Below are 15976 nucleotides of genomic sequence, written 5' to 3' on the forward strand. Positions count from 1 at the left end.
TGGTTGTCTTCGGACAGCGGCCGGTGTGGTGGAGCCGGTGAACCGAGCTTGTAGTAGGTGAGTGATGGGGTGACGCAGGAAGGTAGTCCAGCCCGGGCGGTGGTTGTCCCGGGGTAAGGGTGTAGGACGTCATGTAGGCAAATCCGCATGGCATGTGTCTGAGACCTGATGCCGAGCCGATTGTGGTGAAGTGGATGATCCTATGCTGTCGAGAAAAGCCTCTAGCGAGTGCTGTTGCGGCCCGTACCCTAAACCGACTCAGGTGGTCTGGTAGAGAATACCGAGGCGTTCGGGTGAACTATGGTTAAGGAACTCGGCAAAATGCCCCCGTAACTTCGGGAGAAGGGGGGCCACGGCTGGTGATGAGTCTTGCACTCGGAGCTGGTGGTGGCCGCAGAGACCAGCGAGAAGCGACTGTTTACTAAAAACACAGGTCCGTGCGAAGCCGTAAGGCGATGTATACGGACTGACGCCTGCCCGGTGCTGGAACGTTAAGGGGACCGGTTAGTCCGATTTCGGTCGGGCGAAGCTGAGAACTTAAGCGCCAGTAAACGGCGGTGGTAACTATAACCATCCTAAGGTAGCGAAATTCCTTGTCGGGTAAGTTCCGACCTGCACGAATGGCGTAACGACTTCTTGACTGTCTCAACCATAGGCCCGGTGAAATTGCAGTACGAGTAAAGATGCTCGTTTCGCGCAGCAGGACGGAAAGACCCCGGGACCTTTTACTATAGCTTGATATTGGTGTTCGGTTCGGTTTGTGTAGGATAGGTGGGAGACTGTGAAGCATTCGCGCCAGCGGGTGTGGAGTCGTTGTTGAAATACCACTCTGATCGTGCTGGATGTCTAACCCGGGTCCGTGATCCGGATCGGGGACAGTGTCTGGTGGGTAGTTTAACTGGGGCGGTTGCCTCCTAAAGGGTAACGGAGGCGCCCAAAGGTTCCCTCAGCCTGGTTGGTCATCAGGTGGTGAGTGTAAGTGCACAAGGGAGCTTGACTGTGAGACTGACGGGTCGAGCAGGGACGAAAGTCGGGACTAGTGATCCGGCGGTGGCTTGTGGAAGCGCCGTCGCTCAACGGATAAAAGGTACCCCGGGGATAACAGGCTGATCTTCCCCAAGAGTCCATATCGACGGGATGGTTTGGCACCTCGATGTCGGCTCGTCGCATCCTGGGGCTGGAGTCGGTCCCAAGGGTTGGGCTGTTCGCCCATTAAAGCGGTACGCGAGCTGGGTTTAGAACGTCGTGAGACAGTTCGGTCCCTATCCGCTGCGCGCGTAGGAGTCTTGAGAAGGGCTGTCCCTAGTACGAGAGGACCGGGACGGACGGACCTCTGGTGTGCCAGTTGTCCTGCCAAGGGCATGGCTGGTTGGCTACGTTCGGGAGGGATAACCGCTGAAAGCATCTAAGCGGGAAGCCTGCTTCGAGATGAGGACTCCCACCCCCGTTGTGGGGTTAAGGCTCCCGGGAGATGACCGGGTTGATAGGCCAGATATGGAAGACCCGTGAGGGTTGGAGTTGACTGGTACTAATAAGCCGAGGGCTTGACCACAGCTGCTACGCGTCCACTGTCCGGTATCTGAAACAACAACCCCGGCAAACCGTGCTGGCTGGTTGGTTGATATGTGAAGAGTGCGCTGAACACACACGACACAAGGTTTCCCCTTGTTGCGTTGAGCAATGTGGGGGTTGTGTTTCGGTGGTCATAGCGTGAGGGAAACGCCCGGTGACATTCCGAACCCGGAAGCTAAGCCTTACTGCGCCGATGGTACTGCATGCGGGAGCGTGTGGGAGAGTAGGACACCGCCGAACTACTATTGAAGGGCTGTGGTTCTGGGACTGTTAAGTTCCGGAACCACAGCCCTTTTTCATGTCGTCACCGGCAGTTCATTTTCCGCCCTCACTATCGGCGCCATGAGCGCGACTGAGATGACGGGTGCCGGTGTAGGAATCGGAGACGAGGTCGTGGTGCCTGCCTTCGGCGGGGCCGAAGTGGCAAGTGCCGTAAGGGCGGTGGGCGCCCGCCCGGTGTTCGCGGACATCGATCCGCTGAGTTACTGCTTGTCCCCCGCGGCTGTCGAAGCCGCCGTGACGGACCGGACCGTGGCCATCGCGCCCGTGCATCTCTTCGGTCATCCCGCGGACATGGTGTGCCTGCGGGAGGTGGCACAGCGGCGTGGCCTGCGCGTGATCGATCCGGAGCCCGGGCCGTCGGTGGTCTCCGTGGACGCGGCGCGGCGACGGAAGTTCGCGGAGTATCTGGAGCGGCGGCTTCGAGGCGTGGTCATACCCAAGGTCGCTCTCGGAGTGCAGCACTCCTTCCACGAGTACGTGGTGCGGGTGCCGGGCAATGGGCGGCCCGATCGGGACGCGTTCAAGTGGGCGCTGCGTGCGCGCGGAGTGGCCTGCTACGTACCGGTGAAGACGCCGGCGCACCGCACGGCCGAGTTCCGCAGTGACGTATGGCTGCCGGAGTCGGAGCGTGCCGCCGATGAGACGCTCGCGCTGCCGCTGGAGACGTCCATGACGAAGCGCGAACTGCATCGGCTGGTCTCCGCATGCAATGGGCTCGGCGGACTGCTGCTGGACGCCGCCTGCTGAAGAGGGGGAGAGGCCGGGCCTGGCGAAGGCGCTGATCTCCGACGCTGTGGCCCAGCAAGGCAGTTGAGGACGCGGGCCGATGGACTGAGCAGTACTCGGCATCGGGTAAGATCGACGCCGCCGCAGCGCGCCCCAATAGCTCAGTCGGCAGAGCGTCTCCATGGTAAGGAGAAGGTCAACGGTTCGATTCCGTTTTGGGGCTCTCAGCAGGTGAGTTGAGTGAAGAGGCTTCCGTTCTGGGACGGGAGCCTCTTTTCGTCATTGCCGGACGACCGTCCAACTCCGCGAAAGAGGCGGGCTATTCAGGGACCCGCATCGCAAGGATGGCCATGTCGTCCGAAGGCGCCGCGTTGGCGAAGCGTTCCACGGCGCGCATGATGCGCGCCGCGACTGCGCCCGCCGTAAGCCCGGTGCAGCTTGTGAGCACGTCGGCGAGGCCGTCGTCGCCGAGCATGCGGGTGCCTTCGCGGCGTTCGGTGACGCCGTCCGTGACGCACAGCAGCACGTCGCCCGGGTCGAGGACGACGGTCTGCTCGTACAGTTCGAGGTCGTCCATCACGCCGAGGAGCGGTTGCGGATCGGCGGCCGGTTCCACGCTGCCGTCCTGCCGAAGGCGCAGCGGAAGCGGATGGCCGGCGCAGACGATCTTCAATTCGGCGCTGCCGTCGGGCTGCGGGCGCAACTCCCCGTACAGCAGCGTAAGAAAGCGGCTGCGCGCCCCCTCGTCCAGGATCGCGGTGTTGAGGCGGTCCAGCACCGCGGGACCGCCGAGGCCTTCGCGTGCGAGGAGTCGCAGCGCGTGCCGGGCGAGCCCGGTCACCGCCGCGGCCTCCGGGCCCGTACCGCAGACGTCGCCGATCGCGAAGCCCCAGGTGCCGTCGGAGATGTCGAAGAGGTCGTAGAAGTCGCCGCCGACCTCGTTGCCCTCGCCGGCCGCGCGGTAGATGACCTCGACCTCCACTCCGCCGCTGACCTCCGGCAGTTCGGGCGGGAGCAGGCTGCGTTGCAGGGACTGGCTGATGGCCGTGCGCTCCGAGTAGAGGCGCGCGTTGTCGAGGGCGAGTGCGGCACGGCGGGAGAGGTCCTCGGCGAGTTCGAGGATCTCCTGGCGGAAACGTTCCTCGGCGGGCTTGCCGAGGGTGAGCATGCCGATGACGCGGTTGCGGGCGACGAGAGGGAGGACGACGGTCTCGCCGCCGACTGCCGCCGCTGTGGCGCGAGTCGAGCCCGGCGAGAGGTGATGTTCCTCCTCGCCGAGCACGACCGTACGCAGTGAGCTGCGCAGTGCCGCGGAGTGTGCGGCGTCGGACGGCGCGCTCCAGACGCGGGCGCCCGGCGTGGGTACCGGGTCCGGCGGATCGACCTTGTTGAGCAGGGCCTTGAGGTGGTCGATGCGGTCTTCGTCCTCGTGAAGTACGTACGACAGCTTGGGGTCGGAGCCCGGTTCGGCCACGGTGTAGACGGCGCACCAGGCGGCGAGGGTGGGGACCGTCATCTGTGCCATGAGCGCCAGCGTCTGGTCCCGGTCGAGGGTGCCGGCGAGCAGGTCGGAGGCTTCGACGAGGAAGGAGAGCGAGCCGCGGCGCAGCCTCTCCAGCTCGGTGAGGCGGGCCCGTTCGACGGCGAGCGCGATGCGGTCGGCGGCGAACTGGAGGCGCAGCGCCTCCTCGTTCGTATAGCGGCCAGGGGATTCGGTGGCCACACCGAGCGAACCCGTCAGCCGGCCCTCGACTTTCAGCGGGACGGTGACGACGGAGCGCATGCCGGTGCCCGCCAGCAGCGGTACGGCGCCCGGCACGACCGTGAGGTCCTCGTGTACGGAGGGCATACGCGCGGACCCATAGCGTCCGGTGCCCGCCTCGACCGGTACGCGGGCGAAGCGCTGGCGTGCGGAGGGCAGGCCGGTGGACGCGCGCACTTCCAGCTCGGTCTCGTCGTCGGTGGCCAGCAGCAGATAGGCGGAGTCGCCGTCGAGCATGTCGCGTGCGCGCTCCACCGTTCGCTGGAGCAAGCCGTCGAGATCGTCGGGCGCGGGGGAGCCGATGAAGATCTCGAAGGGGTCGACGGGCCCCTCCCCGCCCTCCTGACGGCTTGCGGAGTCGGGCGCGGGGCTGCGCAACGGGGACTGGAGAACCGCCCGTTCGTGGTCCCGTACCAGGAGGCACACAGTGGACGGTTCGCCGTCGCTGTCGCGCACGCGCAGGTGGGAGGCGTAGACGGGGATCGTACGTCCGTCGGCGTCCCGCAGGCCGTACGAGCCTTCCCAGCGGGAGAGCTGGAGGGCCTCGGCGATGCCCGTGCTGGTGCCGGGGGTGTGGGGCCAGGCGGCGAAGTCGGTGAGGGGCTTGCCTGTGACCTGCTCGGCCGGGTAGCCGAAGAGCTGCTGTGCGTCCTCGTTCCAGGCGGCGATCGCGCCCTGGCGGTCGACCTGTACGACTGCCACGCGCACGCGGGCGTCGGCCACGGGAAGCGCGTCGTCGGGCAGCGCGGGGCCTGCTGCGCGGGTGCCGACGGGGCGTTCGGGCAGGTCGAGGCTGAACCAGACGCGCTTGTCGGCCGCCGTGTAGTCGACGCCCCAGTGCGAGGCGAGCGCCGCGCACAGCAGCAGGCCACGTCCGCCCTCGCGGTCCGGGCTGCCGAGTACGTGTGCCGGGTCCTGGAGCGGGAGTTCGCGCTCGGGATAGCGGTCGACGACTTCGATGCGTACGCCCTCGCCGTCGCGCAGGCATACGACTTCGGCGGCGGTGCCCGCATGCACCACGGCGTTGGTGACGAGTTCGCTGGTGAGGACGACGGCGTCGTCGACGATGTCGCCCAGGCCCCAGCCCTGGAGGGTGTCCCGTACGAAGGCACGGGCGGTCGCCACGGAACGTCCGACAGGCTCGAACGTGGCCGCTGCCCTCGCGGTGATCACTCGTCTCCCCTTGTATCGCTGATCGCTGCCCGCCCGTGTGCCGTCCGCACCCGGAGGGGAGTGCTGCGCCGCGATGACCGGTGCTGTCGTGCTGCGGGCGGCCGGGCCGGCGTCCGCGGTGCCGCCGCCCGTCGCCCGGGTACCGAAGCCGACCGCCGGGCCGCCCCCGCCGCCGCCTTCCGGGAGACCCGTGTCGCCGTCCGCGGGCGTGCCCCCGCGCTCGGCGCTCTGCTCTTGCGTCACCCGCGGCGCCCCTCCGTTGCCTTACATGCTCTCGCGGCTGCCCCGCCCGCTTCGTGCACTTCCACACGATTCGCACTTTTCACTGCTCTGTCCGCAACACGGGACGGATGGACAGCCGGAAGCCAGGTTACTTACGTTCGCAGTGTGCGCGGGTGCCGGATCCAGTGTGTTTTCCGTCCGGGGTGTGTGGAGAGCCGTGTGCCATGCTGCCGAACTGTTATCGCCTGGTTCGGGCAGGGTGAAACACTGGGAAGGCTCGAAGCAAAAGCCCGGGTATGACGGCAGGACGGTCGACCCTTCGGGAGGGACACGGTGGAGTCTGGCGCAGCGGTGCGTAGCAAGAGTGCGCGCGCGAAAGGCGGCCGCTCCCGGAAGAGCGGGACGATCGAGGTCGATGCGGCATCCGTCAATCGGCTGCTGACGGCTCTCACGGCAATGCGGGACGGTAACTTCCGTAAACGGCTGACCGTCACGGGAGACGGTCCGATGGCGGAGATCGCGGCGGTCTTCAACGAGGTCGCCGACCAGAATCTCCATCTCACCGGTGAGCTGGCCCGCGTTCGGCGGGTGGTGGGCCGCGAGGGCAAGCTGACGGAACGGCTTGAGACCGGTACGTGCGAAGGCTCGTGGGCGGCGGCGATCGACGCCTCCAACGCTCTGGTCGAGGATCTCGTCAGGCCGGTCTCCGAGGTCGGCAGGGTGCTGACGGCGGTGGCCGAAGGCGATCTCGAACAGCGGATGGATCTGCGTTCCCGCGGTGCCGACGGCAGCGGGCGCCCGCTGCGCGGCGAGTTCCTGAAGGTGGGCCGCACGGTCAACGGGCTCGTCGATCAGCTCTCCGCGTTCACCGACGAAGTGACGCGCGTGGCCAGCGAGGTCGGTACGGAGGGCAAGCTCGGCGGGCAGGCGCGCGTGCGCGGCATGTCCGGTTCCTGGAAGGACCTGACGGACTCCGTCAACACGATGGCGTCCCGGCTGACCGCTCAGGTGCGGGACATCGCGCTGGTGACGACGGCGGTCGCGAAGGGCGACCTGTCGCGCAAGGTCACCGTCCATGTGGCCGGGGAGATGCTGGAGTTGAAGAACACCGTCAACACGATGGTGGACCAGCTCTCCTCGTTCCAGTCCGAGGTGACCAGGGTCGCCCGCGAGGTCGGCACCGAGGGCGAACTCGGCGGCCAGGCCCGGGTGCAGGGCGTCGCGGGCGTATGGAAGGACCTGACGGACTCCGTCAACCTCATGGCGGGCAATCTCACCTCGCAGGTGCGGGAGATCGCACAGGTGACGACGGCGGTCGCCAACGGTGATCTGTCGCAGAAGATCACGGTGAACGCGCGGGGCGAGGTCGCGCAGCTCGCCGAGACGATCAACACGATGACGGAGACGCTGCGTACGTTCGCAGACGAGGTGACCCGCGCGGCGAACGAGGTCGGCACGGAGGGCGTACTGGGCGGCCAGGCGCAGGTCCCGGGCGCCGCGGGCATCTGGAAGGACCTCACGGACTCCGTGAACACCGCGTTCCGCAACCTCACGGCGCAGGTGCGGGACATCGCGCAGGTGACCACGGCCGTGGCGAACGGCGATCTGTCGCAGAAGGTGACCGTCGACGTCTCCGGCGAGATGCTGGAGCTGAAGACCACGGTGAACACGATGGTCGACCAGCTCTCGTCCTTCGGTGCCGAAGTGACCCGCGTCGCACGGGAGATCGGGGTCGAGGGCGAACTGGGCGGCCAGGCGCAGGTCCCGGGCGCGGGCGGCACCTGGAAGGACCTCACGGACTCCGTGAACACCGCGTTCCGCAACCTGACGGGTCAGGTGCGCAACATCGCGCAGGTGACGACGGCGGTCGCGAACGGCGATCTGTCGCAGAAGGTCGCGGTCGACGTCTCCGGCGAGATGCTGGAGCTGAAGAACACCGTCAACACGATGGTGGATCAGCTCTCTTCGTTCGCGGAGCAGGTCACGAGGATGGCCCGCGACGTGGGTACGGAGGGCAGGCTGGGCGGCCAGGCCCGTGTCGACGGCGTATCGGGCACGTGGAAGGACCTCACCGACTCCGTCAACTTCATGGCGGGCAACCTGACTTCGCAGGTACGCAACATCGCGCAGGTGACGACCGCTGTGGCCCGCGGCGACCTCTCGCAGAAGATCGAGGTCGACGCCCGAGGGGAGATCCTCGAGCTGAAGAACACCATCAACACGATGGTGGATCAGCTCTCTTCGTTCGCGGAGCAGGTCACGCGCGTGGCCCGTGAGGTCGGTACGGAAGGCCGCCTGGGCGGTCAGGCGCAGGTGCCCGGCGTGGCGGGCGTCTGGCGGGACTTGACCGACTCCGTGAACGGAATGGCCGGCAACCTCACCGACCAGGTGCGCAACATCGCGCAGGTCGCGACCGCGGTGGCGCGAGGCGACCTCTCGCAGAAGATCACAGTGGACGCCCGAGGCGAGATCCTCGAACTCAAGAACACCCTCAACACGATGGTGGACCAGCTCTCTTCGTTCGCCGAACAGGTCACGCGCGTGGCCCGTGAGGTCGGCACCGAGGGCATCCTGGGCGGCCAGGCCGAGGTCAAGGGCGTATCGGGCACGTGGAAGGACCTCACGCAGTCCGTCAACTTCATGGCGAACAACCTCACCTCCCAGGTGCGGAACATCGCGGAGGTGACGACCGCCGTCGCACAGGGCGACTTGTCGAAGAAGATCACCGTCGACGCCAAGGGCGAGATCCTCGCGCTGGTGACGACCGTGAACACGATGGTCGACCAGCTCTCCTCGTTCGCGGAGCAGGTCACGCGGGTCGCCCGCGAGGTGGGCACCGAGGGCATGCTCGGCGGTCAGGCACGGGTGCCGGGCGTCACCGGCATCTGGAAGGACCTGAGCGAGAACGTGAACCTGATGGCGAACAACCTCACCAGCCAGGTCCGCAACATCTCGCAGGTCGCCACGGCCGTCGCCAACGGCGACCTGACGAAGAAGGTCACGGTCGAGGCGAGCGGCGAGGTCGAGCAGCTCGCCGACACCCTGAACACCATGGTCACGGCGCTCTCCACCTTCGCCGAGGAGGTCACCAGGGTCGCCCGCGAGGTCGGTACGGACGGTGTGCTGGGCGGCCAGGCCCGGGTCGCAGGCGTCGCCGGCACGTGGAAGGACCTCACCGAGTCCGTGAACTCGATGGCGTCCAACCTCACCGGGCAGGTCCGCAACATCGCGATGGTCACGACGGCCATCGCCCGCGGTGACCTCACCAAGAAGATCGACATCGAGGCCAACGGCGAGATCCTCGAGCTGAAGACGACCATCAACACGATGGTCGACCAGCTCTCGTCCTTCGCCGAGCAGGTGACCCGGGTGGCCCGAGAGGTCGGCACCGAGGGGCAGTTGGGCGGTCAGGCGCGTGTACGCGGAGTCGCGGGCACATGGAAGGACCTGACCGACTCGGTGAACGAGATGGCCTCCAACCTCACCCGGCAGATGCGTGCCATCGCCGACGTGGCGACCGCCGTGACGCGCGGCGATCACAACGTACGGATCGACGTGGAGGCAGCGGGCGAGATCCTCCAGCTCCAGGGCTACATCAACACGATGATCGCCAACCTGCGTGAGACCACCCTCGCCAACCAGGAGCAGGACTGGCTCAAGGGCAACCTCGCGCGCATCTCCGGCCTCATGCAGGGCCGCCGCGACCTGAAGGACGTAGCCGGGCTGATCATGAGCGAGCTGACGCCCGTCGTATCGGCGCAGCACGGCGCGTTCTTCCTCGCCTTCTCCACGGGCGAGGACAACGAGGACGTCGGCATCGGCGCGGAACACAGCGACGACGCCAACTACGAGCTGCGCCTCGTCGGCAGCTACGGCTACTCGACGGAGGCGATGCCCTCGACCTTCACGCCGGGCGAGTCCCTGGTGGGAACCGCCGCGAAGGAGGCGCGCACGATCCTCGTGGAGAACGCGCCGCCCGGCTATCTGAAGATCTCCTCCGGTCTGGGGGAGGCGCCGCCGGCGCATGTGATCGTGCTGCCCGTCGTCTTCGAGGGAACGATCCTCGGGGTGATCGAGCTGGCCGCGTTCCAGCCGTTCGCGCAGATCCAGAAGGACTTCCTCAACCAGATCGCCGAGATGATCGCCACGAGCGTCAACACGATCAGCGTCAACACGAAGACCGAGACCCTGCTCCAGCAGTCGCAGGAGCTGACGGAGCAACTGCGGGAACGTTCCGAGGAGTTGGAGAACAGGCAGCGGGCGCTTCAGGAGTCCAACGCCCAGCTCGAGGAGAAGGCCGAGCAACTCGCCCAGACCAACAGCGACATCGAGATCAAGAACCGCGAGATCGAGGAGGCGCGCCAGGTCCTGGAGGAGCGTGCCGAGCAGCTTTCGGTCTCCATGCGCTACAAGTCGGAGTTCCTGGCGAACATGAGCCACGAGCTGCGTACTCCGCTCAACTCGCTGCTCATCCTCGCCAAGCTGCTCGCCGACAACGCGGAGGGCAATCTCTCCCCGAAGCAGGTCGAGTTCGCCGAGACGATCCACGGAGCGGGCTCCGATCTGCTCCAGCTCATCAACGACATCCTCGATCTGTCGAAGGTCGAGGCGGGCAAGATGGACGTCAGCCCGACGCGCATCGCGCTCGTACAGCTCGTCGACTATGTGGAGGCCACGTTCCGGCCGCTGACGGCGGAGAAGGGCCTCGACTTCTCCGTACGGGTCTCGCCGGAGCTGCCGGCCACGCTCCACACCGACGAGCAGCGGCTGCTCCAGGTGCTGCGCAACCTGCTTTCCAACGCCGTGAAGTTCACCGACACCGGCGCCGTCGAGCTGGTGATCCGCTCGGCCCAGGCGGACGTTCCCGATGTGATCAGGGAGCAGATGCTGGAGCACGGATCGCTCTTCGACGCCGATGCGGAGATGATCGCGTTCTCGGTGACCGACACCGGAATCGGCATCGCCGCCAGCAAGATGCGCGTCATCTTCGAGGCGTTCAAGCAGGCGGACGGCACGACGAGCCGAAAGTACGGCGGTACGGGCCTGGGCCTGTCCATCAGCCGTGAGATCGCCAGGCTGCTGGGCGGCGAGATCTACGCGGCGAGCGAGCCGGGCCGCGGCTCCACCTTCACGCTCTACCTGCCGCTGCACCCGACCGAACTGCCGCCGCAGGGCTATGCGCAGCTCGGTTCGGGCACCCTCGCCGTGGCCGCCGCCGCGGAGACGGGGGCGGCAGCGGCGGAGCGCATCGAGCCGCTGGAGCGGGTCGACGAGCACGCGGAGGGCGGCGAGGACGCTGCCGAGGCCGGGGAAGGCGCGGAAGCGGAGGAGGCCGCGGGCGAGGACGAGGCGCGGCAGCCGTCCTCCGGCGATGTGGCCGCCTCGGAGGCCGAGCGCGCCGCTGCGTCTCTCGTACGGCGCCGCAGGCAGCGCAACGCGGCGGAGCCGGGCCAGCAGCCCGAACTGCCGCCGGAGGCGCAGCCGGAGCCGCGTGCGCTCCAGAACGGCCGCGGCGGCCGTGGCGCGCGTTACGGCCGTACGGCCTCGGCCACGGGTTCGGCGGACGGCGGCGGCATCGGGGCCGCGGAGGAGGCCGCGAGGAGCGCTCAGGACGACTCCTGGCTGCACAGCGGGCAGGATCTGGTCGAGCCGGGCCCCGGCGGCGACTTCGGCGGCGAGAAGGTGCTGATCGTCGACGACGACATCCGGAATGTGTTCGCACTCACAAGTGTGCTGGAACAGCACGGACTTCAGGTGCTCTACGCCGAGAACGGCCGTGAGGGCATCGAGGTGCTGGAGCAGCACGACGATGTGACCGTGGTGCTGATGGACATCATGATGCCGGAGATGGACGGCTATGCCACGACCGCGGCGATCCGCAAGATGCCGCAGTTCGCGGGGCTGCCGATCATCGCGCTGACGGCCAAGGCCATGAAGGGCGACAGGGAGAAGAGCATCGAGGCCGGAGCGTCCGATTACGTCACGAAACCGGTGGACACCGACCATCTGCTCGCGGTCATGCAGGAGTGGATGAGTGCGCGCTGATGTGGCACGGTGCTGGTAGCGGCCGACCGCTGACGCAGTGTGTCGAAGAAGTGTGGAAGTGTGGACGACCGGGAACCTTTCGGTCTCTTGAGGCGTTCCTGCTGTGTGCACAGTGACATCACGGTGACAGGGTGTGGTGAACACCGGCGTGCGGCTACGATGACCCGCACAAGGACGGGCGGCGCTGTCGATGAGCGGCCCCCACGGGCGGCGTCCGACAGACTGCCGGGGCGAGGAGGACGGGCCATGGTGCAGAAGGCCAAGATCCTCCTGGTCGATGACCGGCCGGAGAATCTGCTGGCGCTGGAGGCCATTCTCTCCGCGCTCGATCAGACACTGGTGCGGGCATCGTCAGGGGAGGAAGCGCTCAAGGCGCTGCTGACGGACGACTTCGCGGTCATTCTGCTCGATGTGCAGATGCCAGGCATGGACGGCTTCGAGACGGCTGCCCACATCAAGCGCAGAGAACGCACGCGTGACATCCCGATCATCTTCCTCACGGCCATCAACCACGGCCCGCACCACACCTTCCGTGGATATGCGGCCGGTGCCGTCGACTACATCTCCAAGCCGTTCGACCCGTGGGTGCTGCGCGCCAAGGTCTCCGTCTTCGTCGAGCTGTACATGAAGAACGTCCAGCTACGGGAGCAGGCGTCGCTGCTGCGGCGGCAGTTGGAGAACGGCAGCGGTGCGGGGCAGCCCGCGGGCGAGAGCACGGAGACGGAGGAAGGCGCGGAGCCTCCGGGCCTCCTGGCCGAGCTGTCGGCGAGACTCGCCGCCGTCGAGGAGCAGGCCGAGGCGCTGTCCAAACAGCTCGGCGACAATGCCGAGTCGGCCACCGTGGCCACCGCCGCGCATCTCGAACGTAAGATCACCGGGCTGCGCAGAGCACTCGACGCGCTGGAGCCCGGCGCGGGCGGAGCCTCCGCACAGGTGCCCTCGCAGAACTGACCTTTCTCGCTGTCTCCGCTGAACTGGCCCGCTACGTAGGGAAGTTGACGGAGCGGGGCTTGAGCCCCCGTCAGCATTCTTCGTCACCGTGGTGGCTTGTGCTGTCGCAGGCGTGCGGTGGGCCGTGCTCGACGGGCCGCATGCGTGCACACCGATCGCCGCCCGACGAGGACGCCCCCGGGAGCGGTCCGCTGTGCGTCTACCGCCCGCGTTCCTGCCCGGGACTCCGGCCGAGTGCCGCCGCACGTCCCTGCCCGCGCTGCACGGCTGTTCGTGCCCTGACGCCCCGACGACGGTAACCTCACCACCATGGCCTCTCGTACGTCCGGCTCCGGAAAGGCAGCCAGAAAAGCGCCCGCGAAGAAGGCTGCCGCGAAGAAGGCGCCGGCGAAGCAGGCCCCCAAGAAGGCGGCGGCGAAGAAGCCCGCGCCCAAGAAGCAGGCTGCCAAGGGCAAAGCCAAGTCGGCGCCCAAGCCCGCCCCTTCACCCACCGGCGGGGTCTACCGGCTGGTGCGCGCCTGCTGGCTCGGCGTGGCCCACACCGTTGGGGCGCTCTTCCGCGGCATAGGGCGCAGCACCAAGGGGCTCGACCCGGCGCACCGCAAGGACGGGCTGGCGCTGCTGCTGCTCGGCGTCGGCCTCGTGATCGCGGCGGGCACCTGGTCCAACCTCAAGGGCACGGTCGGCGAACTCGTGAAGATGCTCGTCACCGGGGCCTTCGGACGGCTGGATCTGCTGGTGCCGGTGCTGCTCGGGGTGATCGCGGTACGGCTCATCCGCCACCCGGAGAAGCCGGAGGCCAACGGCCGTATCGTCATCGGGCTTTCGGCACTCGTCATCGGCGGGCTCGGGCTGGTGCACATCGGCTGCGGCGCGCCTGGCCGGGGCGCGGGCGAGAGCGCGATCCAGGACTCGGGCGGCCTCATCGGCTGGGCGGCGTCACGGCCCCTGATCGAGACGGTCGGCGAGGGACTTGCCGTGCCGCTGCTGGTGCTGGTCGCCCTCTTCGGACTGCTGGTCGTCACCGCGACGCCCGTCAACGCGATTCCGCGACGGCTGCGTGCCCTCGCGGTGCGCCTGGGGCTAGCCGATCCCCCTGCCGCAGCACGGGAGTTCGTGGACGACGAGGACGACGAGCCGCGTCCCGTGCGCCCGGCGCGGGGGCGCGCGCACAGCATGCGCAAGGAGTACCTCGATCCCGCGCAGGCGGAGAAGGAGGCTCTGGACAGCCGCAGGTCGGCACGCAAGGGGCGTTCGCGCCGCGGCGGCGTGGCAGCGGGCGCCGGACGGGGCGACGAGTCGGTCGACCTCGCGGCGGGGGCGGCGGCGTCGCTCGACGGCGCGCTGCTGCACGGCGTGCAGCCGTCGCCGCTCGTCGCCGACCTCAGCAGCGGTGTCTCCTCGGGCAGGGGACGCAAGTCCGCGGCGGCCGACGGCATGGACGAAGACGGCCGTGCGGACGCGGGTGCCGGCGCCGGGGGAGGCGCCGATTCGGCCGCACGGCACGGCAGTTCGGGCGCCGACGGCCGCGACGAGACCGCCGTACCGGATCTGACGAAGTCTCCGGCGAAGCGCGAACCGGACTCGCTGCCGCCGCGTGCCGAGCAGCTACAGCTCTCCGGCGACATCACGTACGCGCTTCCCTCGCTGGACCTTCTGGAGCGTGGCGGCCCGGGGCGTACCCGCAGCGCCGCCAACGACCGTGTCGTGGAGTCGCTGACGAACGTCTTCAGCGAGTTCAAGGTGGACGCCGCCGTCACCGGCTTCACCCGTGGGCCGACGGTCACGCGCTATGTGATCGAGCTGGGCCCCGCGGTGAAGGTCGAGAAGATCACGGCGCTGACGAAGAACATCGCCTATGCCGTGGCCAGTCCGGACGTACGGATCATCAGCCCCATCCCGGGCAAGTCCGCGGTCGGCATCGAAATCCCCAACAGCGACCGGGAGATGGTCAATCTCGGGGACGTGCTGCGGTCCGCCGAAGCGGCGGGCGAGGAGCACCCGATGCTGGTCGGCCTCGGCAAGGACGTCGAGGGGGGATATGTCTCGGCCAATCTCGCCCGCATGCCGCACATCCTGATCGCGGGCGCCACCGGCTCCGGCAAGTCCTCGTGCATCAACTGCCTCATCACCTCCGTGCTGGCCCGCGCGACCCCGGAGGACGTGCGGATGGTGCTCGTAGACCCCAAGCGGGTCGAACTCACCGCGTACGAAGGCATTCCGCACCTCATCACGCCCATCATCACCAACCCCAAGAAGGCCGCCGAGGCGCTCCAGTGGGTCGTACGCGAGATGGACCTGCGCTACGACGACCTGGCGGCGTACGGGTACCGCCACATCGACGACTTCAACGCCGCGGTACGCAGCGGCAAGGCCACGGCCCCCGAGGGCAGCGAGCGCGAGCTCGCCCCGTACCCGTATCTGCTCGTCATCGTGGACGAGTTGGCGGACCTGATGATGGTGGCGCCGCGAGACGTGGAGGACGCGATCGTACGGATCACACAGCTCGCTCGCGCGGCGGGTATTCACCTGGTGCTGGCCACGCAGCGTCCGTCCGTCGACGTCGTCACGGGCCTGATCAAGGCCAACGTGCCGTCCCGGCTGGGCTTTTCGACCTCGTCGCTCGCGGACAGCCGCGTCATCCTCGACCAGGCGGGCGCGGAGAAGCTGATCGGCAAGGGTGATGCGCTCTTCCTGCCGATGGGGGCGAACAAGCCGGTGCGCATGCAGGGCGCGTACGTCGGCGAGGAGGAGATCCAGGCGGTCGTCGGGCACTGCAAGGACCAGATGTCCCCGGTCTTCCGCGACGACGTCATCGTCGGGCAGAGCAAGAAGAAGGAGATCGACGAGGAGATCGGCGACGATCTGGATCTCCTCTGCCAGGCGGCCGAGCTGGTGGTCTCGACACAGTTCGGTTCGACGTCGATGCTTCAGCGGAAGCTGCGGGTCGGCTTCGCCAAGGCGGGCAGGCTGATGGACCTGATGGAGTCGCGCGGGGTGGTAGGGCCGAGCGAGGGATCGAAGGCCCGCGACGTGCTGATCAAACCGGACGAACTCGATGGTGTGCTGGCCGTGATCCGCGGGGAGTCTGTTTCGTAAGGACGAGTGAGGCAGCCGTCTCCCAGACGTATACGTCGAGTTGGAGATGCGAGCGGGCGGAAGTGTCCGGACTCAGGCGGTATGACAATCCGGATGGCGTACAAAGTTCGTCCGCCCGCTTGCCCCACTCTTTTGCTCCGCCCC

General features: G+C 67.6%; 5 protein-coding genes, 1 tRNA gene and 2 rRNA genes (1 of these 8 only partly in view). 7 read left to right on the forward strand and 1 reads right to left on the reverse strand.

Going from position 1 to position 15976, the window contains the following annotated elements; translation table 11 throughout:
• From MMA15_RS22035 to MMA15_RS22050, 4 genes are all read left to right on the forward strand, one after another.
• Positions 1–1552 (forward strand): 23S ribosomal RNA (locus MMA15_RS22035); it begins 1577 nt to the left of the window's first position.
• A 143-nt stretch (positions 1553–1695) separates the two neighbouring features.
• Positions 1696–1812, forward strand: a 5S ribosomal RNA gene (gene rrf / locus MMA15_RS22040).
• Between the two features lie 102 nt (positions 1813–1914).
• Positions 1915–2601, forward strand: a complete 687-nt coding sequence (locus MMA15_RS22045) for a DegT/DnrJ/EryC1/StrS family aminotransferase (protein WP_241061838.1) — start codon at positions 1915–1917, stop codon at positions 2599–2601.
• Positions 2602–2730: 129 nt separating this feature from the next.
• Positions 2731–2803: transfer RNA gene (locus MMA15_RS22050), tRNA-Thr, on the forward strand.
• A 96-nt stretch (positions 2804–2899) separates the two neighbouring features.
• Here the strand turns inward: MMA15_RS22050 and MMA15_RS22055 are convergent.
• Positions 2900–5515 (reverse strand): SpoIIE family protein phosphatase, encoded by a 2616-nt coding sequence (locus MMA15_RS22055; RefSeq protein WP_241063360.1) that lies wholly within the window; start codon positions 5513–5515, stop codon positions 2900–2902.
• A gap of 555 nt (positions 5516–6070) precedes the next feature.
• On the opposite strand from MMA15_RS22055, the gene MMA15_RS22060 reads away from it, so the two are divergent.
• The 3 genes from MMA15_RS22060 (at position 6071) to MMA15_RS22070 (ending at position 15832) form a co-directional block, all read left to right on the forward strand.
• Positions 6071–11782: a HAMP domain-containing protein gene (locus MMA15_RS22060; protein ID WP_241061839.1), complete on the forward strand. Its 5712-nt coding sequence runs from the start codon at positions 6071–6073 to the stop codon at positions 11780–11782.
• A 246-nt stretch (positions 11783–12028) separates the two neighbouring features.
• Positions 12029–12733, forward strand: a complete 705-nt coding sequence (locus tag MMA15_RS22065) for a response regulator (RefSeq protein ID WP_241061840.1) — start codon at positions 12029–12031, stop codon at positions 12731–12733.
• A 309-nt stretch (positions 12734–13042) separates the two neighbouring features.
• Positions 13043–15832, forward strand: a complete 2790-nt coding sequence (locus tag MMA15_RS22070) for a DNA translocase FtsK (protein ID WP_241061841.1) — start codon at positions 13043–13045, stop codon at positions 15830–15832.
• Positions 15833–15976 lie beyond the last annotated feature (144 nt).

It is taken from the genome of Streptomyces marispadix, from assembly GCF_022524345.1.
In the GTDB taxonomy this organism is placed as follows: domain Bacteria; phylum Actinomycetota; class Actinomycetes; order Streptomycetales; family Streptomycetaceae; genus Streptomyces; species Streptomyces marispadix.